The following is an 18,604-nucleotide window of genomic DNA, read 5'->3' as shown; positions in this document are numbered from 1 at the left end:
TTTACATTTTCCATTAAAGGCGATATCGAAGCGATAAATTGCGCCAAATCTCTGTCGCAAAGTGCTGATCTGAATGCCTGTTTTCAAAAAACCAGTAGTCGCCTCTTTTTACTAGTTTCTGCTCAATTCCGTCGAGCAAAATCGGCAATTCCGCATCGAGCTTTGATAAAGACTTTTTCAATAACACCAGTTGGTAATCCTGCCCTTTGTAAGTTAAGCGGAACACCTGCGAACGGTGTTGTTCCCCGCTTATCCCTTCCATTGTGACTTGCATAAATATAGATTTTCTAAAAATTTTAAAATACAGCAATTACGCCAATACGAATAGACTAAAAAGTATTGTAATCGATCGAAAAACCAGCCTAACAGCACATACTTTTTATAACGAATATCAACAAATAATCGTGCCAAAGTCGATGATCTTTTTTTTCAATTTGATTTGGTCATTTTGGCTACAATCAAGCTCAATTTGGCAACAAGTACGCTACGCCTTCTTTAGACATTTGTGGTATGGAATCAAACAATAACACGATGCAAAAGACAATTTTCATTACAGGAGCTTCTTCCGGTCTGGGAAAAGCAACTGCCAAACTATTTCAACAGGCGGGTTGGAATGTGATCGCAACCATGCGAAATCCCGAAAATGAAACCGAACTTAGCGAGATCGAAAACATTACATTATTAAAATTGGATGTTACCGATCCTGCCCAGATCAAAGAAACTGTAGCAAAAGCAATCTCTTTAAGCAAAATTGATGTCGTTTTCAATAATGCGGGTTATGGGTTAATGGGAGCGTTTGAAACATTGAGTGACGAAAAAATACTTCGCCAGATCAACACGAATCTGTTGGGGGTATTGCGCGTTACACAAGCATTTATTCCCCATTTTAAAGCACAGAAAAGTGGTTTATTTATTTCGACCACATCAATTGGTGGATTTATGGGATTCCCACTACATTCCATGTATCATGCGACAAAATTCGCTTTGGAGGGCTGGAGCGAAAGCATGTCCTTTGAATTGAAAAAGTTTGGAATATCGATCAAAACAGTTGCTCCGGGCGGAATAGCGACAGATTTTGCTAGCCGTTCTTTGGATGTGAACCGAACTTCCGACTATCAGGACATTGAAGACAAACTGTTCGAACAAATGGGTCTGATGATGCAAAATGCATCCACGGCCGAGCAAATTGCCCAAGTGGTGTATGAAGCTGCAACGGACAATAAAGATCAAATACGTTATCTGGCAGGCGAAGATGCACATGCGCTCTATGAAAGACGACTACAAATCGGGAAAGAAGCTTTCAGGCAAGAAATCGCAAAACAATTTGAGGCATAATTTTTAAAAGAGCAACTGTCTCTCCGGGCAGTTGTTTTTTGTAAATTTGTAAAACAAAAACAGGATGCATAGTATCAATTCCATATCCGAATTTCATAGGCAATTGTCCTTGCCCGCCCCATTACATCCACTGGTAAGTGTCATTGATGTATCTGGAATCAAACCCGATGAAAGCGACATTTGGGAGCAGTTCTACGTGAATTTCTATAGTATTTCACTTAAAAAAGATGTTACTGCAAAATTAAAATACGGACAACACTATTACGATTTCGACAAAGGAACAATGAATTTTATTGCTCCCAAGCAGATCCAATCTTTGACGATTGCTGAAATCAGAAAGATGAATGTCGAATGCGGAAAAGGTTACATGCTTCTATTTCACCCTGATTTTTTGTATACACACCCACTAGCCACCAAAATAAAAAACTACAATTTCTTTTCGTATGCGCTTAATGAAGCATTACATCTCTCCGAACGGGAAGAAAGAGACATTATAGAGATTTTTCTTAAAATCGAAAGAGAATATCAGCATATCGACAAACATACTCAAGGTATTATTTTGTCGCAAATTGAAATTCTCTTGCAATACAGCAACCGTTTCTATGAGCGTCAATTTATCACACGAAAAGCGGTTAACCATGCGCTGCTGACACAATTGGAAAAATTGCTCGATGATTATTTCGACAGCGAAGAAACATTAAAACAAGGGCTTCCGACTGTAGAACATTTAGCAGAAAGCCTTCATGTATCAGCACGTTATTTAAGCGATTTACTACGTTCAGTTACCGGTAAAAACACACAACAGCATATTCACGATAAGTTAATTGAAGAAGCCAAGGAAAAACTTACGGCGACAAGTCTTTCCGTTGCAGAAATTGCCTACCAACTCGGTTTTGAACATCCACAATCGTTCAATAAGTTGTTTAAGAAAAAAACCAATGTTTCCCCTCTAGTATTCAGACAATCTTTTAATTGACCGCTCCTCAGCCATCCACTCGATTTCCTGTTCCTGTATTTAATGGCCAGATTAATCTACTTTTAATTGCCTTTTTATGACTTTTCTTCTTTTAGATAGGCTTACTTTTGTCGCAAATGTCTCCCGTACGGGATTTAAGAAGAGCAGAATGAAGAAAGAATCACGCATCATATCGCTCATTGTAGGTGGCACACTGCTTATGGAAATGCTTGACACCACGGCGATATCGACGGCCTTACCCAAAATGGCACATGATTTTGAGAGTAATGTTGTACAGCTCAGTGCGGGCATTACCTCCTACACCGTCATGTTAGCCGTATTTATTCCGATCAGCGGCTGGATTGCCGACCGCTACGGCGCAAAAAAAGTTTTCAATTTGGCAATTATGGGATTCATACTTTCTTCAATCGCATGTGGACTAAGTACCAACTTAACAGCATTTGTCATAGCACGTATTTGCCAGGGTACAGCCGGGGCACTCATGGTACCAGTAGGCCGTCTCATTGTGCTCAAGCATACCGAAAAGAAAGATCTGGTCGAAGCGATCGGTTATATTGCCTGGGCTGGGCTATTGGGCCCTATTATCGGCCCCGTGCTGGGCGGATTTTTTACGACATATTTTAGCTGGCACTGGATTTTCTTTATCAATATACCATTCGGCGTATTTGCGCTGTGGGCAGTAAATAAATTTATTCCAGCCATGGACTCAGAAAATAACCGGCCGCTTGATATTATCGGTTTTTTTATCAGCGGTATCGGTCTTGCCGGAATCATGCTGGGTACTGAAATGATCAGCGCAGCCAAAGGCAATTATGCAAAACCACTTGTGGCTATTGCAGCAAGCTTTGCGCTAATGGCAGTTGCAGTCTGGCACTCCAAACGTATCAAGTATCCTTTGATCGACTATCGTATTCTCAAGGTAAAAACGTTCCGGATTACGGTATATTCAGGCTCGATCACCCGAATGGTGATCAATGTCGCGCCCTTTATATTGCCCCTTATGTTACAGTTGGGTTTTGGACTGAGCCCATTTCATGCAGGTCTACTCTATATGGCCAATATGTTGGGTAGTATGAGTATGAAACCGGTAGCCATGTGGATCACACGAAAATTTGACTTCCGTAAGGTCTTAATCGGAAACGGTATTATTTTAACACTTGTAACCGCTGGACTTTCCCTGCTTTCAATACAAACTCCGATCTGGCTTGTGGCGATTGTGTTCTTTTTCTCAGGCCTTACACGGTCGCTCCAATTTACAAGCTTAAATACCTTGGCCTACGCAGACGTACCAAATGAACAGATGAGCAACGCGAATACATTGTATAACACCGCACAACAAATGGCACTTGGTATGGGGATCGCCTTAGGAGCAGTAACACTTCACTTGGCAAGCAGTTATTATCAGGACAGCGTTTATCAGATGCGGGATTTTAGCTTGGCCTTGCAGTTAATTGCCGCTTTATCCTTGCTATCCTTAATCGAATATTTCAAAATTAAACCGAGCGACGGACGTAATTTAAGGGGACTACCGTCAAGCAAAGAAATCCAGAAAGCCGCTTAGCTTACATCAACAAAATTTGGGACTATTCCTCAGGTCGGATCAATAAGACATTATAAACTATCTATAAGATACCAGCTCAAAATAATCCCGATAATAAAAATCAGTACTGCTGTAATGGTAATCCCGAAGGAGCCCTGAGCAAAATTTTCATCTTCGATTTGCCTATTTGTTTTACGGTACTTAAAGAAGGCCAATATGACTGTCAATGCACCGATAATCACAATGGTTACACCCACAACGCCCGAATATCCATGATGTGATTGTGGGACTGCTCCGGTTTTCAGAACCAACTCGATCTGACGAATAAAGAGCGAAAACTTAACAACCACAAATCCAAAGCCCATTATGCCGAGGCTTGTTCGGATCCACGCCAAAAACGTCCTTTCGTTAGCAAGGTGGTCACTCACTTTTTTTGCACAATACTATTTGCCATATAAAAATAAATTTTGTTCAATAACTAAGTTAGGGATTTTAAAAAATTGACTGAATAGATTACTATGAAGAAAATGAAAGGTCCGGAAAGACCTTTCATCTAAAAAAATGGACAGTATACCTACTTATCCAAGGGAAGTTTGACTCCTTCTTTGATTTCGTCATTGGCATGCAGCAAGATCTGATCACTTCTGTTCAGCTTACCAAAAACTTCGGTAGAATCATGCGTGGATACCCCTTCTTTGATGTCCACAAAATGTGTCTTACCATCTATGAGCTGAATCACATACTGCCTTTCTGTCGAACGTACAATACTATTGGATGGCACCAATAAAGAATTGGCTCCGGCAGACAATGGAATATCGACCTCACAGTATAAACCGGGTTTGAGTTTGTTATCTGAGTTGGCGACATCGACCTCTATCGCTTCGGACTGCATGGCACCCAACGAATTTGCTGAACGGGCTATCATCCCTTCAAACACCTTATTCGGGGTGTTATTAAAACGATAAGCGACCTTTTTCGAGAGGTCTACTTTATCGACATAGGTTTCGGGGATCTGCACTTCCAACCGTAATTTATTGAGATCCTGCAGGATCAACAGGGGTTGATCATTTCCTTTTCCCGGTCCCACCAGTGCTCCTTCAGAAACGTTACGCTGCACGATGACACCATTAAAAGGCGCTTTGATATTCAGATAAGATTGCAACATTTCAACTTCTTCCACATTCGCTTTTTCCGACATGGCTACCGCTTCGTCAGCTTTCATCTTTGATAGCGCATTGTCCAGATCAAGCGGCGATACAGCCCCTTCCTCCTGTGCGGCATTTTTGAGCCTTTTATATTTATCCTTGCTCGCAGAAGCGGTCTCCTGTGCCTGTACAAAACGCGAATGTGCGGCCTGTACCGCAGCAAGCATTTCTGGTGCCTCCAGCTGCATCAGCAGCTGCCCCTTTTTGACAACCGCTCCTCTGTCTACGAAGATATGCTTAACAAAGCTGTTCATTTTGGCATATATATTTACCTCATTAAAGGGTTTGAGCTTACCGGGTAAACGTACACTGCTGGACATGACTTTCTCTTGTATGACTGTTGTCTGATAGGTACTGGCCTTAGCCGGATTTTTCGGCGTCAGGTCAATCGGCTTTTCAGTGTGACCGCAAGCGGAAAGTAAGCCTGTCAAAAATAATAAATAGCCTATTTTTTTCATCCGTTTGATTTTCTTATTCATTACTCAATTTTGTCTTTAAGGCATGCATGCTGCCTTTGGCGGTTATATCTTTAAATACGATTCTTATATTGTTCAATGGTACATTCTTTCTTTATCATCGCAGTTCCTACTGTTGGATTTCGATTCGGAAAGCCCACTAAGTTTTTTAGTTTACACTATACGCGTCTTTTTCCATCAGCGGCTTTCGATGATCGGGCTCGTCCTTTGGCAACAGTGATTCGGAATCGAACGTTGATTTTTCCTTCATCCACACAAACAGGAGCGGCAGAATAAAGAGGGCCGCAAAAGTGGAGGCAAAAAGACCACCAATAACGGCCCGCCCCAGGGGCGCGGCCTGTTCACCCGTCTCTCCCATTCCCATGGCCATGGGAATCATACCGGCAATCATCGCCATACTGGTCATCAGGATTGGCCGCAGCCGCGTTGTCGCGCTGGCCAAGGCAGCAGTCCTGGCATTGCGGAAGTCCAGCCGTAGCGCTTCAGCATTGGATACGATCAAAATGGCGTTGGCTACGGAGACCCCAGTAGACATAATCATACCCATGTACGATTGCAGGTTGAGCGTAGATCCGGTGAGCAATAGCATGGCCAACGACCCTAGGATCACTGCAGGAATAGTGACCAATGCGGTCAGCGAAAGCTTCACACTTTGGTAGTTCGCCGCCAGCAGCAGAAATATAACAACCACTGCACAGGCTAAACCTAATTGCAGACTACCCATGGTATCGAGCAATAGTGTCGACATCCCTTTCATTTCCACCACAACACCGCGTGGTGGAGCCGGAAGTTCGCGGATAGCTTGTTGCACGTCAGCTGTTGCTGTCCCCAGGTCCTTCTTATGGATATTTGCCATCACTGTCAAATACCGCCTTGGCCCCTGCCGGTCATATTCACCTGGTAAATATTGTGTATTGAAAGTAGCGATATCGCCCAAAGTTGGTGTAAGCTGCCCTTTCACCAGCGGAATTTCACGTAGCTCGTCCATTGTATTCATCACATATTCAGGCACCTGCACCTGTACCTGGTAGGTATAGGTATTGTTTTCGTCAAGCCATTGGATCTTCTGGGTAAATCGGCTCGATGAAGTGCTGGCCGTTACCGAACGAGCAATATCATCCATCTGTAGACCAAGCTGGGAGGCTTTGAGCCGGTCGATCGAAATAGAAATGGTTGGCAGCCTGAGCGGTTGCGCGATCTGCACATCACGCAGATAGTCGATGTGCCGTAATGAGCTGACTACCTGATCCGCGTAGACCTTCAGTTCGTCCATTTTCTTTCCAGCTATGCGCACCTCGATCGGCGTTGCAGCTCCCTGACTCATAATCTTTTCGGTCATATCAATAGGCTCAAAATTCAGGCGCAATTTGGGTAATTTATAATGGATATTACGCCGTAAGACATCTTTGAGTTTATCCATATTGACGTGATAGTCCGCATTCAGGTTCACCTGGATCACGGCTTCATGCGTCCCGGTATTGAATACATAGAGGTTGCTGACCCCATAGCTGCTGGGCACCAGACCAACATAGGCCGAACTGATGGCGACCTGATGGTTGACCGTACTATCGATTACCTGCAGCACCTGTTTGACGGACTCTTCGGTACGCTCCAGCCGGGTTCCATCGGGCTCTTTGATCCGTAATTGAAACTGCCCATTGTTGACTTTGGGCATCATATCCTTGCCGATGTACACAAATGCCACTGCCGCAAGCGCCAGCGTGAGCAACAGATAACCGATGATGACTTTACCCTTATGGCGCATGGAGCGATATAGGCTGAAGCGATAACGCTTTTTGATCTTATCGAAAAAGCCCGGCGAGTCCGACTTGAAATGACCGATATGATGCTCTTTGAGCAACCAGTTGGATAAAATAGGTACCAAGGTCTGTGCCATAAAGTACGAAGCGATCATCGTCAATCCAATGGATAACGAAAGTGGCAGAAACATCGCCCGGGGAATCCCCGTCATCATAAAGGAAGGTGCAAATACGGCCAAAATACAGAACAGAATCAATAGTAGTGGAACGGCAATCTCCTGACAGGCATTGTAGATCGCCTTACGCTTGTGTGTACCCTGTTCCTGATGCTGGTGTATGCTTTCAATGGTTACCGTGGCCTGATCGACAAGGATACCGATGGCCAGAGCCAAGCCGCTCAAGGTCATGATATTGATGGTCTGGCCAAACAATGTCAGCAGCAGGACGCCGATCAGGATGGATACCGGTATGGTGACGATAACGATCAGGCTGCTCCGCCAGTCGCGCAGAAACAAGAGTACCATGAGACCAGTAAGCAAAGCGCCGAGCCCACCTTCGTGTAAAAGACTCTGCACCGAGTTCATAACCGCTACTGACTGGTCAAATTCATAAGACACCTTCACATCCTCCGGCAGCAGATTCTGGATTTCCGGCAGCTTGGCCTTTAGATTGCTGACCACTGCCCAGGTGGATGCATCCGAAGTCTTAACGGCAGGAATATAAACAGAGCGCCGACCATTGATCAGTGCATAACTTACCGTCACATCCGAGGCATCCGATACGCGTGCGACATCTTTGATATAAATCGGGATCCCATTTTTTGTCAGAATTGGGATATCAGCAAAATCTGTAACATTCTTGATCAGTGAATTGATGGTGGTTACATACATTGTATTGTTGAGGTGCAGGTTACCGGATGGCGACATCACGTTAAATTTGGACAACGCCATCACCACCTCATCGGCGGTCAGGTTGTAGCTCCGCAATTTATTGGGGTCCACATTTACCGTGATCGTCCTGGAATTGGCGCCAAATGGTGGCGGCGCGGAGAGGCCCGGTACAGCAGAGAACATGGGGCGTACCAGCGTGCTCGCCATATCGTAAATCTCCTTGAGGCTTCTTGTCTTTGAAGAAAGCACCAACTGACCTACGGGCAAAGAGGAAGCATCAAAACGGACCACCTGCGGTGGCAATGCTCCCGGCGGAAAAAACTTCATGGCACGGTTTACCTGCAGCGCCACCTGCGCCGAAGCTTCGGCCATATCGGTATTTTCGTAAAAACTAAGTTTCAGGAGCGTAAGCCCCTGGATATTTTTGGCGGATATATTTTTAATGCCATTGACATAGAGAAACTGATCCTGCATCCGGGAGGAGAAAAAACCTTCCATCTGCTGTGGGGACATCCCGCCGTAAGATTCAATGACGTAAATTGTCGGTGAATTGAGCTGCGGAAATATATCGATCGGTATTTTCAGTACAGCGAGTACCGAAAAGAGCAGCAGGCTCAGGGTGATGATCACTGTGGTAATCGGCCTTCGTAAAGCAGCTGTGACTAGTGACATAAGTGATTAGTTAAAAAGTTGAAGAAAGCCATCGACATTGTTCTGTGCCACCACCTGGTGAAACAATGCCAGATAATAATTATACTTGGCGGTGATGTAATCGCGCTCTGCCTGATTAAGCATATTTTGGGCAACATTGACCTCCACGATATCAATTAGCCCATTCTTATACAAGGAAAACTTCTGGCGGTAGGCGGCATTTGCTGCCTTGGTCTGACGCGGAATTTCCTTCAGACGTCTTTCTGCAGTTGCCACTTCAGTGGCCGACTGTGCTATATTCATGGCGATGTTGGCCTGTTGTTCCTGTAGCTTTTGACCAGCCTCGTCCACCCTAAGACGCTGCGTATTGAGTTTTACCTTTTTGCGGCGCAGATCAAACAGGTTGTAGTTGATCCCTAGACCAACAAGGTAATTACCACGTTGCAGCCCAAAGCCATCGGCGAGCGAACCATAACTATTATCGCTATGTACACTGGATGCCCTTCCCCAGACTGCGCCAGATAGAAACAGCTTGGGACGGTAACTGTTGGCAACCAGCTTCTCTTCCATCTTCGTCTTGTCGAACAACGCATTATAGTAGGCGATCATAGGATGCTGACGGCCGCCATCGAGTTCAATGGGCGCGTTCTTTACCTGCTCGAAAAGAATCTTTTCTGCAGTGGTATCCGCCACAATCTGTGCTGGGGACATACCCGCCACAGTAGCCAGCTGAATCCGCAGTTGCTGTTGCTGGTTATCCAGTTCGATGAGGCCAAGCTGGCTACGCGATATTTCAGCATCCGCCATGCTGGTATCCACCCCTGCACGAATTCCACTTTTGACCAGCGCAAAGATCGATTGACGTATTTCCTGATTACGGGCTATACTGCGCGACTGAATTCCGATCAGGTCATGCAACTTCAATAACTGCAGATAACTATAGATCGTGAAGGACTGTAAGTCATACTTCGACTGTTCAAAACGGCGGTTCTCCACGGTCACCTCCGCCTGCGCGAGCTGATCCTGGGCATTGAATTGACCAAAATTATAGACCTCCCACTGGAAGGCCGCAATGCCAAGATTGCTGCTCACAGCCTGATAATTATTATTGGGACGTATACCACCATTATTGGTCGGCACGAGACCAAATCCGAAGTAAGGCCCCGGCACATTATTATTGGAGCCGACGTCTGCCTGATACGAGAGCTGTAGGCTCGGCAGACGGTTGTTTTTGGCTTCTGCGGCGCGGGCCTGCTGCACCTTTGTACGGACATAGTCGGTGCGTAAGGATGGCGCATGCTGCGTTACCGACGACAGCAGCTGGTTGAGTTTGATAGGCACATGACTCTCCTGTCCATAGCTAAACAAGCTACAGCAGAGCAGCACATGCCCCATAAGGACAAGTTTCTGAAACATATAAAAAGCTTATTTTAAAATAAATGAATGTTTGCAGTCCCATTGGGACCCACTCAATACGATTAAAATCGCTTTTTTATCATAAAGTCAGCTGAAGATTACGCAGGTATAGCCGTTCGAGTGGCAATACTATTTTAGAAAAGAAGTTACCAATCGAAAACGTGCTCGAATTCGGAAAGAATAGATTGAAAAAATGAGTAATGAAAAACTCCTTTACCTTAGCGACAAAGTGACGAAGCGGCGAGAGCGTCAGACAGACAACATCTTTTACATCAACCCAATCCAGGTATTCCTGTTTTCGTTTACTAAAGGCTTTGATAACGGTGATAAACTCATTCTCGCCCTGCGTTTTTGCCTGATGATAAAGTGAAAATCCGATCAAAGGCTTCACGATCAGCAGCATCGCACTTATCAGTAAGAGAAATTGAAATATAACTCGTCTTAACATAGGTTGTTTGATATCTAAAGCACAGCATTTTGATTTGTGTACGCTATAAATATAAACAATGACGCAGTAGGCGAATGTAACATTGACGTAACGAAACCTTTTGTAAACATGATGTTGCAATCACATTGCTCCATTCAGATATCCAACAAAGCTACAAGGGCAATTTGAACCAGAACGTTGCTCCCTATCTTACCTCACTTTCCACGCCGATAACACCACCGTGATTCTTTATAGGTTATGACTAGGCTTAAAAAAACTGTTCCAATTCATTTCTGTGATCCTCGCCCCATTGGGCCGTTACCTCGATGACCGGTATAAGACTTTCACCTAACCCAGTCAGTTCATATTCTACTTTCAGCGGAAGCTGATCAAAGACGACTTTATTGATTAATCTGTGTTCAATCAACTGGCCAAGCTGCGCATCAAGAACACGACGGGTTGCATTGGGGATTTTCCGCTGCAGCTCACCCGGACGCTTGATACCTGAATGTATTGCCCAGAGCAGATTTATTTTCCATTTTCCCTGAACAACCTGCAAAAACAGATGTAAACCACAATCTAAATTGACCGGAAGCTTTTTTTCGTACATAGCTGATATATTTTACGAAGGTATAAAGTGAGTATAGATAAATTTATCCGTAATTGACACGGTTACTTTATGCCCTTAACTTTGCAACAAAGTAAATATAAAAATATGAAATACAAGTTATTTGGATCAAAAACAGGACTGCATGCCAGTGAAATAATATTGGGAGCAGCCAATTTTGGAACAAGAAAAGGCTACGGAGCCGATCCTGAGGAATCAAAAAAGATTTTAACAGCTTATGCAGATGCAGGTGGTAATTTTATCGACGTATCTGATGTTTACCAATTTGGAGAAGCAGAAGAAATCGTTGGTAATTTTATACAAGGCCGGCGAAGCAATTTTATTATCTGCTCAAAATATACCAGAAGCAGCGACCCCAGCCCTGCAATCAGTAATTTTGGAAATAACCGTAAATCCATGCGTCAGGCTGTTGAACAAAGTCTGAAAAGATTGAAGACTGATTACATTGACATATATATGCCTCATTATGATGACGGGGTAACTCCGCTGGAAGAAATAGCCATAGGGCTACAGGATCTGATCAGAGAAGGAAAAATACTGTATGCGGGACTGACGAATTTCCCGGCATGGAAGGCGTCGGCCATTGCATCAGCAATTAAACTCACTGCTTTACAGATTGAATATAATTTATTGAAACGTACCGCAGACCGTGAACTGATCCCGATGGCTAAGGAATTTGGTTTAGGAGTCATGATGTACTCGCCATTGGCGGGCGGACTGCTCACCGCTAAGTATAGAAAGGGCGAAGCGGGACGCATCAGTCATTCTAATGACACTGAATATACGGAAGACGAGAAAACCAAACTGGTCATTGATGAACTGATATCAATCGCGGAAAAATATGAAGCAACTCCCGGTCAGATTGCGTTTGCATGGAATTTATCAAAAGAGGCATTCCCATTGCTAGGAGCGCGAAATCTCAATCAATTTGAGCAAAGTATTAGCGCTACTGAAATTAATTTGACAGCTGAGGAGCTGGCCAAACTAGATGCTTTAAGCTCCATTAGCCTCGGGTATCCGCACGATCTGTTGAATACGGTACGTGGTTCATTTTTGAAAGATTCAAACTAATACAAATACGAAAGAATTAACATAAAACGTAATCTATAGCAATTCTTAAAGTATATAAACTAAATTTGAATTTAAAATTGCGCCACATGCCAAAAAGAGATTCTATTTTAGTGAACAGCATGGATTCCAGCAGCGGTATGGCTGTTGGCCTATGGGATGGTTCAACTCCGGGCATCCTAAAAGCGCTGAATCCACATCGGCATGACCACTATACCTGCATGCTTGTTGAAGCTGGGCAGTTGGAAGTCTTATTTGATTTTGAACAGCTGACCATGCCTGCAGGAACACTTTTTGTCTGCCCACCGCACCAGGTACATCAGATCACCGGGACTGTTGGGGCATCTGGTTATTACATTTCTTTTGAAGGTCATCATATGACCAGGTCAGCCAAGGACATACTTGATGCATCTTTAAATGAAACCATTATATTGTCACTCTCAGCGCCCGAGCAACAATGGTTTACGGCAATCCTAGACTCCCTGAAAAATTTGGACAGTATAAACAATACCGCAAATAAGGAAGTGCAACAGCCCTTGCTGTCAGCTTTTATAACGCAGGCGGTAATTTGTCACGATCGCAGATCGGCCGCTGGGTCCATAAGTCACAGCCCCAGGGTTATGAGTATAACCAACGAATTCAGAAATCTTGTAAAGCGTGATTACCGCAGCCTTAAACGCCCCGCAGCATATGCCCAGAAGCTAAATATCTCCGTGGCCCACCTAAACGATGTCGTTAAAATGGTGACGGGCTTATCCGCATCCGCGTTGATCCAGAAGGAAATACTAAGCGAAGCACAGCGCCTGCTCTATTATTCGCAATTAAGTATTAAGGAAATTGCGGTCCAGCTAGGTTATAAAGATACCAAGTATTTTATCAGGCTTTTCACAAAAAAAGCTGGACGATCACCTGGTGATTACAGAAAGACACTACGCTCAAATCCAGACCTGGACTAGACGATCCTATCCTATTCAACTCAAACACTGCTTCTTTTTTTGTCCACCTTTTACCTTTGTTTGTCAGTTTTCCTGCATTCATTTTTTGATCAATTTTGCACTATAGATACACTGTACGGTATAGTATATCGCATAATATAAATTCTTAGGTCTTATGGAAGATCATAATTTAGCAGATAATCCAACTTATAAATTATCAACCACCCCTGAAGGGATTGTCGATTCTCTTTTGGTTCATTTTAATTCTAGGGATATTGAAACCATGCTCGGCTTCTATGAGGATGATGCAGTCGTTATCAGTACCAGCGGTGAGCCCAAACGCGGAAAAATAGCGATCGCCCATGAGCTGCAGCAGTCCTTCGGATTTGGATTGCCGATAGAAATTGTTGCCAGGAATATTTATTCGACGGATAATCTGGCCTCATTGGTCCTGCATTGGAGAATCACTGGGACAGGAAATAACGGCGAAAAAGTAAATATTACCGGAACTTCAAGCGATTACGCAAAGAAAGGACGGGACGGATATTGGCGATGCTGGTTTGGAAATCCATTCGGCGTACAGGTGCGCAGCTTATTTTAATCAATTTTACAAATTTAAATAGTTCAGATATGAAAATCTTAGTAATCGGTGGTACAGGTCTTGCTGGAAGGCTGGTCACAAAAAAAATGGCAAACCTTGGTCATCAGGTGATCATTGGTTCACCTTCACATGGAGTAGATCTCATGACCGGAGAAGGTCTTTCGCAAGCACTGGAAAATACGGAAATAGTAATCGATCTATCCAATTCCTCCTCTCCTGAAGAAGAAAATGCAATCCACTTTTTTCAGACCGCAGGAAAGAATCTGGTAAAAGCGGAGCTGGCTGCAAACATCAGGCATCACCTCGTACTTTCCATTGTCGGAACAGACGATGCGCTGGAGATCGGATATCTTCGCGCAAAGAAACATCAGGAAGACAACATCAAAAACTCGGGAATACCTTATACAATCATTCGTTCAACACAGTTTTATGAGCATACTGATGCCATCATTGCCGTTCAGGGACAGGGTGACGAGGTATTTGTTTCGAAGATCGACTATCAGCCCATTGCCCTGGAAGATGTCACAGATTACATTGTACAGTTTGCACTCAAAGAGCCTAAAAATGGTAAGGTAGAGATTGCGGGGCCAACAAGGGCAAATATGGATGATTTTGTCGCGAAATATATCGAGATATCCGGAAAGCCTATAAAGGTTGTTTCTGACGAGGATAGCAAATATATGCATCTTGCTGTTCCTAAATCCCTGCTTGTTCCTGCTGGGCAATATAATGCTGGCAAGATTCATTTTGAGGACTGGGCGCTGAATACTGTGGTAAGTTAAGCCGTTAAAAATGATCACTTCGCTAGATGCTCTTTCGTAGTTCTTTTATCCTTAAATGCAGGTCGGTGTCGACTTGCATTTATTGTTGATCGCTATCGAGATCAGCCTTTGAATATTGTTCCAAGTAAGTTGTTTCCTTTTGAGTACTACCAAACTAGATTTTGCCAAAACTTATCATTCCTAAAGTAAATAACACGATATTGCAATATATGTCAATAGCTGATTGTCATACGAATATTAGAAAAAACAGATTTAAAATGAAAAATAAACTAGCCGCTCTATTAATTGCTATCCTTCCAACCTTTCTATTTGCACAAAATATTAATTCCGAAAAACTTGATACTTATTTTAATTCAATTGAAAATAAAAATCTAGGGATCGGCAGTCTATCTATATTTAAGAATGGGAAAGAAGTCTATACCAAACATTTTGGTCAAAAAAATATACCTGGATTGATCTACAATCAAAGTACAAAGTATCAGGTTGGCTCTGTTACCAAAATGATTACAGCAGTTCTAATTTTTAAGTTAATCGAGGATAACAAATTACATTTGACCGATAAACTTGCTGAGTTCTATCCTCAAATTCCCAATTCGGATAAAATAACCATAAAACATCTTCTTGGCCATACCAGCGGACTAGGCAGTTATGTTGTTAAAGATGGCGAAGTATGGGTAACTGAAAAAACAACTGATAAACAAATCATGGACCTGATCATCCAACAGGGGAAAAATTTTGAACCGGATGAAAAGGTCGCTTATTCAAATTCCGCATATTATCTACTTGCAAAAATCCTTGAAGAAAAATACCGAAAGTCCTATCAAAAAATTGTTAGAAATGAAATTATAAAACCGCTCGGATTAAAAAATTTAGATTCTTTCAGGCCCAATCAAAAAAACGTTTATCCACCTTATCGCTATAATGATAATTCTTGGCATCTATTAGATAAAGATCTCGACTTTCTTAATGTTATAGGCGTCGGCGATATTGCTGCAACCTCGTATGATTTAAATGTCTTCGTGAACAATTTGTTCCACAACAATATTATTAAAAAGGAAACGCTTCAGTTAATGGAACCTCTAATAGGAAAAGAAGATTGGGGAAGAGGAATCGCAGTCTGGGATTTTGAAGGGACCATATTTTATGGACATGGTGGGGATACCCTGGGATCCCATGCGGTTCTAATTTATAATAAAGAAGCCGATATTTCAATTGCTTATAATACCAACGGTGAACGGATCAAAAAGGAAGATTTCATAAAAAATGTAGTTAATGTTCTTTATGATAGAGAGGTTAAACTTCCAGAACTTAAGTAAGTTTTTCCTCATGTTCCAGATGCCCTTTGCTGAGCTGGATTTCCTAAAGATCGATACGTTAAGTAGTTGGTGTATATCATTAGAAAGTGCTGGAATTTTTTCAAGCTTCCAGCACCCACATTCCAAAAAATGAAGCCCCAATTATAAAACCATTCCACCGTCCATAAGGATTTCTGTTCCGGTCATGAAACTTGCCACATTGTTATCTGACAGGTAAATAACAGCTTTGGCTACATCTTCCGCAGTTCCCATTTTTTGTAAAGGGATTCCGCTGATTAACCATTCATCAAGACCTTCCAATGTTTTTTCATCCAGTCCTGCTTTGGTCATAATCTCCGTTTTTGTAGGCCCCGGGCTCACTAAATTTACTCTGATTTTTCTTGGTGCCAGTTCTGCAGCAGCGGTCTTCGCAATGGAATTCAATGCTGCTTTGCTTGCCTGGTAAATCGAGCTATTTGGTTTAGATGTGGTCGCGACGTTGGATGAAAGAAATACCACTGAAGCACCATCGTTCAACAGGGGAATAAATTTGCTCAAGGTAAAATAAGCTCCTCTGAAATTAATACCCATTACATCGTCAAAATTTTCGGCACTCATATTTTCGATCGGACCTAAACTTCCAGTGATGCCTGCATTAATAAACAGGATGTCAACTTTTCCGAATTGCTTTTCAACTTGGGTTTTGAAATTTTCAATATCTTCCAATTTCCCTTGATCTGCCACAAAAGAAATAGCCCCTAACGCTGCAGCAGCCTTTTCAATGGCTTCTTTTCGTCTTCCGGTGATAATTACTTGTGCTCCTTCTGCGATTAATTCTTTTGCGGTTGCATATCCTATTCCGCTGTTTCCACCTGTTACGATGGCTAATTTGTTATTGAACTTATTCATTTCTTTGATTTTTTTACAAAGTTATAGGGGAAATGGTATACTTTTGTTATCAGTATAACGGAGTATATCAGTATCATCAATTATATCATTTAACTTTGTGATCATGGAAAGAGATCAGACAGAAGAACTTAGAGCTTTGCAGGACACACTCTATTTCATTGGAGGAAAGTGGCGAATTCCTGTTATTAATTCGCTTTGCAACGGCAACCGACGTTTTCGCGAAATTGAAAGAAGTATCCCCGGGATTACGACAAGAATGCTTTCAAAAGAACTGAAAGATATGGAGTTAAATAAGTTGGTTAAACGAACTGTTTATCCCGATATTCCTGTTTTAATTGAATATGAACCCACTGAATATTGCAGGACTTTCGGGACTATTATTTCGGAAATGATTATTTGGGGTAGAGAACATCGAAAAATGATTGTGGAGGATAAGGTTTAGAATCGTATTATTTGTGCTACAGTTGTTCGGCTAAAAAGCCGCTGATGATAGTACATATGAAATGCTTACAAAGTTCTTTAAGGAAATAGGTCATCCTGTAAAGCCATGAATTAAACAGAGATTATTATTCCCTATACACAAAGAACAATAACAATATGTATCATGGCCGTTGCGCTATTAAATACCCAGGATAGTTTTTTTGGTTTAACCTCACAGTCAAATGGATTTTTAGTTGAACTTTTGCTAATTGTTATTAAATGCGATTTGAAACTGGCTTTGCTATCTCATTTGGCGTCTTTCCAAATTCTTTCTTGAACGCGTAGGAAAAATGCGACAGGTCTTCAAAACCTACTTCGAGATAGACATCACTTGGTTTCTTGGATTGCTCGGCGATTTGAAAATAAGCTTCCTGCAATCTTTTCTTCTTGAGCCAGATGCCCGGGGTCGTTCCGAATATGCGTTGAAAATCCCGCTTGAAGGTCGATAGGCTCCTCCCCGTAAAAAATGCAAATTTCTCCAGGCTGATGTTAAACCTGAAATTTTTGTTCATGTATTCCTTTAAATTAATCCGATCAGGTAACGAGAAATTGAACAATATGTTAATCAGGTCAGGATTCGATTTCAATAGAATAATCAATAATTCCTCTCTCTTTACGTCAACAAAATCCGCACTGATCTCAAGATCACCGGTATAGTAAGGTTCCAGTGATATTATAAAATTCTGGATGAGCTTGTTTTCCGGTATAAAAATAAAGGAGTCACTGATGGTTGATGGCCGGACGTCATAAACATGCCGTTCAAGGAAGCGCTTCAGGAATGCTTCATCCAGGGTGATGATGATTTTTTCAAAAGCATCATTGTCCTTGTATTTCGTATAACGTACCAAATGATTTTTCCGGGCGATACAATAGTCGCCCGGTTTCATTGTGTAGTTTTTCTCGCCGTCATAAGCCTTCATATCGCCCTTCAATAAGTATAGAAAATAGTTTTCCGGTATATAGTTCTCGGGAGAGATCTCCGGGCCGAGGTGACAGGATTGGATGTTGTTAACTTTCATGGTTTACCAAATATACTGATCCCTACAGATTAATTTTGCGTGTTACTGAAATTGTAGCTGTCCACACTTGCAAGTATCGCTTCCTCTCCGGTGCGGGAGAGCGTGCGCAGTGTTGTTCTTACGGTAAATCCTTTTTTGAGTAATGCAAGAATAATATTTACGCCCAAAAATCCAGTACCGCCGGTTACTAAAACTGTTTGATTGTTCATTT

19 protein-coding genes are annotated in these 18,604 nt (G+C 42.5%); 9 read left to right on the top strand and 10 right to left on the bottom strand.

Annotated features, from left to right (window positions below):
• Positions 1-13: 13 nt before the first annotated feature.
• A complete protein-coding gene (locus tag ABFX33_RS15220; protein WP_346086715.1) occupies positions 14-274 on the bottom strand; it encodes a hypothetical protein in 261 nt (86 codons plus the stop codon).
• Positions 275-531: 257 nt separating this feature from the next.
• Between ABFX33_RS15220 and ABFX33_RS15215 the strand changes: the two genes are divergently transcribed.
• The 3 genes from ABFX33_RS15215 to ABFX33_RS15205 all read left to right on the top strand — a co-directional run bounded on the left by ABFX33_RS15215 (position 532) and on the right by ABFX33_RS15205 (position 3,872).
• On the top strand, positions 532-1,335 hold the full coding sequence (locus ABFX33_RS15215) for an SDR family oxidoreductase (protein WP_346086714.1): 804 nt from the start codon (positions 532-534) through the stop codon (positions 1,333-1,335).
• A 64-nt stretch (positions 1,336-1,399) separates the two neighbouring features.
• Positions 1,400-2,311 carry a helix-turn-helix domain-containing protein gene (locus tag ABFX33_RS15210; RefSeq protein WP_346086713.1) on the top strand — a complete coding sequence of 304 codons (912 nt, stop codon included), beginning with the start codon at positions 1,400-1,402 and terminating at the stop codon, positions 2,309-2,311.
• 76 nt (positions 2,312-2,387) lie between these two features.
• Positions 2,388-3,872, top strand: a complete 1,485-nt coding sequence (locus tag ABFX33_RS15205; RefSeq protein ID WP_346086712.1) for a DHA2 family efflux MFS transporter permease subunit — start codon at positions 2,388-2,390, stop codon at positions 3,870-3,872.
• Between the two features lie 50 nt (positions 3,873-3,922).
• Here the strand turns inward: ABFX33_RS15205 and ABFX33_RS15200 are convergent, their stop codons facing one another.
• The 6 genes from ABFX33_RS15200 to ABFX33_RS15175 form a co-directional block, all read right to left on the bottom strand.
• The gene (locus tag ABFX33_RS15200; RefSeq protein ID WP_257090625.1) at positions 3,923-4,279 is read right to left on the bottom strand and encodes a YidH family protein; all 357 of its coding nucleotides are present in this window, start codon (positions 4,277-4,279) and stop codon (positions 3,923-3,925) included.
• Positions 4,280-4,425: 146 nt separating this feature from the next.
• Positions 4,426-5,535: an efflux RND transporter periplasmic adaptor subunit gene (locus tag ABFX33_RS15195; RefSeq protein ID WP_346086711.1), complete on the bottom strand. Its 1,110-nt coding sequence runs from the start codon at positions 5,533-5,535 to the stop codon at positions 4,426-4,428.
• Between the two features lie 145 nt (positions 5,536-5,680).
• Positions 5,681-8,854, bottom strand: coding sequence for an efflux RND transporter permease subunit (locus ABFX33_RS15190; protein WP_346086710.1), 3,174 nt, complete (start codon positions 8,852-8,854; stop codon positions 5,681-5,683).
• Positions 8,855-8,860: 6 nt separating this feature from the next.
• Positions 8,861-10,228: a TolC family protein gene (locus ABFX33_RS15185; RefSeq protein WP_346087900.1), complete on the bottom strand. Its 1,368-nt coding sequence runs from the start codon at positions 10,226-10,228 to the stop codon at positions 8,861-8,863.
• A 100-nt stretch (positions 10,229-10,328) separates the two neighbouring features.
• Positions 10,329-10,697: a hypothetical protein gene (locus ABFX33_RS15180; RefSeq protein WP_346086709.1), complete on the bottom strand. Its 369-nt coding sequence runs from the start codon at positions 10,695-10,697 to the stop codon at positions 10,329-10,331.
• A gap of 247 nt (positions 10,698-10,944) precedes the next feature.
• Positions 10,945-11,286: a winged helix-turn-helix transcriptional regulator gene (locus tag ABFX33_RS15175; protein WP_346086708.1), complete on the bottom strand. Its 342-nt coding sequence runs from the start codon at positions 11,284-11,286 to the stop codon at positions 10,945-10,947.
• A gap of 105 nt (positions 11,287-11,391) precedes the next feature.
• Here ABFX33_RS15175 and ABFX33_RS15170 point away from each other — a divergent pair, with 105 nt between their 5' ends.
• The 5 genes from ABFX33_RS15170 to ABFX33_RS15150 all read left to right on the top strand — a co-directional run bounded on the left by ABFX33_RS15170 (position 11,392) and on the right by ABFX33_RS15150 (position 16,006).
• Positions 11,392-12,375, top strand: a complete 984-nt coding sequence (locus ABFX33_RS15170) for an aldo/keto reductase (RefSeq protein ID WP_346086707.1) — start codon at positions 11,392-11,394, stop codon at positions 12,373-12,375.
• Between the two features lie 86 nt (positions 12,376-12,461).
• Positions 12,462-13,328, top strand: a complete 867-nt coding sequence (locus ABFX33_RS15165; protein ID WP_346086706.1) for a helix-turn-helix domain-containing protein — start codon at positions 12,462-12,464, stop codon at positions 13,326-13,328.
• 154 nt (positions 13,329-13,482) lie between these two features.
• Positions 13,483-13,908: a YybH family protein gene (locus tag ABFX33_RS15160; RefSeq protein WP_346086705.1), complete on the top strand. Its 426-nt coding sequence runs from the start codon at positions 13,483-13,485 to the stop codon at positions 13,906-13,908.
• Between the two features lie 29 nt (positions 13,909-13,937).
• On the top strand, positions 13,938-14,690 hold the full coding sequence (locus tag ABFX33_RS15155) for an SDR family oxidoreductase (RefSeq protein WP_346086704.1): 753 nt from the start codon (positions 13,938-13,940) through the stop codon (positions 14,688-14,690).
• A 257-nt stretch (positions 14,691-14,947) separates the two neighbouring features.
• Positions 14,948-16,006, top strand: a complete 1,059-nt coding sequence (locus tag ABFX33_RS15150) for a serine hydrolase domain-containing protein (RefSeq protein ID WP_121123290.1) — start codon at positions 14,948-14,950, stop codon at positions 16,004-16,006.
• Positions 16,007-16,147: 141 nt separating this feature from the next.
• Here ABFX33_RS15150 and ABFX33_RS15145 read toward each other — a convergent pair whose 3' ends face one another.
• Positions 16,148-16,894: an SDR family oxidoreductase gene (locus ABFX33_RS15145; RefSeq protein WP_257090612.1), complete on the bottom strand. Its 747-nt coding sequence runs from the start codon at positions 16,892-16,894 to the stop codon at positions 16,148-16,150.
• A gap of 103 nt (positions 16,895-16,997) precedes the next feature.
• Here ABFX33_RS15145 and ABFX33_RS15140 point away from each other — a divergent pair, with 103 nt between their 5' ends.
• Entirely contained in the window at positions 16,998-17,336 is a 339-nt protein-coding gene (locus ABFX33_RS15140; protein WP_257090611.1) for a winged helix-turn-helix transcriptional regulator, read from the top strand.
• A gap of 253 nt (positions 17,337-17,589) precedes the next feature.
• On the opposite strand, the gene ABFX33_RS15135 is transcribed toward ABFX33_RS15140, so the two are convergent.
• Both ABFX33_RS15135 and ABFX33_RS15130 read right to left on the bottom strand, forming a co-directional pair.
• Positions 17,590-18,393, bottom strand: a complete 804-nt coding sequence (locus tag ABFX33_RS15135) for a helix-turn-helix domain-containing protein (protein ID WP_346086703.1) — start codon at positions 18,391-18,393, stop codon at positions 17,590-17,592.
• 29 nt (positions 18,394-18,422) lie between these two features.
• The gene (locus tag ABFX33_RS15130) at positions 18,423-18,602 is read right to left on the bottom strand and encodes an NAD-dependent epimerase/dehydratase family protein (protein WP_346086702.1); all 180 of its coding nucleotides are present in this window, start codon (positions 18,600-18,602) and stop codon (positions 18,423-18,425) included.
• Positions 18,603-18,604 lie beyond the last annotated feature (2 nt).

Origin of the sequence: Sphingobacterium ginsenosidimutans (genome assembly GCF_039536865.1) — a bacterium.
Classification (GTDB): Bacteria; Bacteroidota; Bacteroidia; order Sphingobacteriales; family Sphingobacteriaceae; genus Sphingobacterium; species Sphingobacterium detergens.
This window is presented reverse-complemented; position numbering and strand designations above follow the sequence as displayed.

What these genes read in the sequence shown, in the direction of transcription:
- ABFX33_RS15220 (WP_346086715.1), bottom strand. Translation starts at nt 274, where the DNA reads ATGCAAGTCACAATGGAAGGGATAAGCGGGGAACAACACCGTTCGCAG.
- ABFX33_RS15145 (WP_257090612.1), bottom strand. Translation starts at nt 16,894, where the DNA reads ATGAATAAGTTCAATAACAAATTAGCCATCGTAACAGGTGGAAACAGC.
- ABFX33_RS15205 (WP_346086712.1), top strand. Translation starts at nt 2,388, where the DNA reads ATGACTTTTCTTCTTTTAGATAGGCTTACTTTTGTCGCAAATGTCTCC.
- ABFX33_RS15215 (WP_346086714.1), top strand. Translation starts at nt 532, where the DNA reads ATGCAAAAGACAATTTTCATTACAGGAGCTTCTTCCGGTCTGGGAAAA.
- ABFX33_RS15165 (WP_346086706.1), top strand. Translation starts at nt 12,462, where the DNA reads ATGCCAAAAAGAGATTCTATTTTAGTGAACAGCATGGATTCCAGCAGC.
- ABFX33_RS15140 (WP_257090611.1), top strand. Translation starts at nt 16,998, where the DNA reads ATGGAAAGAGATCAGACAGAAGAACTTAGAGCTTTGCAGGACACACTC.
- ABFX33_RS15130 (WP_346086702.1), bottom strand. Translation starts at nt 18,602, where the DNA reads ATGAACAATCAAACAGTTTTAGTAACCGGCGGTACTGGATTTTTGGGC.
- ABFX33_RS15180 (WP_346086709.1), bottom strand. Translation starts at nt 10,697, where the DNA reads ATGTTAAGACGAGTTATATTTCAATTTCTCTTACTGATAAGTGCGATG.
- ABFX33_RS15185 (WP_346087900.1), bottom strand. Translation starts at nt 10,228, where the DNA reads ATGGGGCATGTGCTGCTCTGCTGTAGCTTGTTTAGCTATGGACAGGAG.
- ABFX33_RS15135 (WP_346086703.1), bottom strand. Translation starts at nt 18,393, where the DNA reads ATGAAAGTTAACAACATCCAATCCTGTCACCTCGGCCCGGAGATCTCT.
- ABFX33_RS15160 (WP_346086705.1), top strand. Translation starts at nt 13,483, where the DNA reads ATGGAAGATCATAATTTAGCAGATAATCCAACTTATAAATTATCAACC.
- ABFX33_RS15175 (WP_346086708.1), bottom strand. Translation starts at nt 11,286, where the DNA reads ATGTACGAAAAAAAGCTTCCGGTCAATTTAGATTGTGGTTTACATCTG.
- ABFX33_RS15195 (WP_346086711.1), bottom strand. Translation starts at nt 5,535, where the DNA reads ATGAATAAGAAAATCAAACGGATGAAAAAAATAGGCTATTTATTATTT.
- ABFX33_RS15170 (WP_346086707.1), top strand. Translation starts at nt 11,392, where the DNA reads ATGAAATACAAGTTATTTGGATCAAAAACAGGACTGCATGCCAGTGAA.
- ABFX33_RS15190 (WP_346086710.1), bottom strand. Translation starts at nt 8,854, where the DNA reads ATGTCACTAGTCACAGCTGCTTTACGAAGGCCGATTACCACAGTGATC.
- ABFX33_RS15155 (WP_346086704.1), top strand. Translation starts at nt 13,938, where the DNA reads ATGAAAATCTTAGTAATCGGTGGTACAGGTCTTGCTGGAAGGCTGGTC.
- ABFX33_RS15210 (WP_346086713.1), top strand. Translation starts at nt 1,400, where the DNA reads ATGCATAGTATCAATTCCATATCCGAATTTCATAGGCAATTGTCCTTG.
- ABFX33_RS15150 (WP_121123290.1), top strand. Translation starts at nt 14,948, where the DNA reads ATGAAAAATAAACTAGCCGCTCTATTAATTGCTATCCTTCCAACCTTT.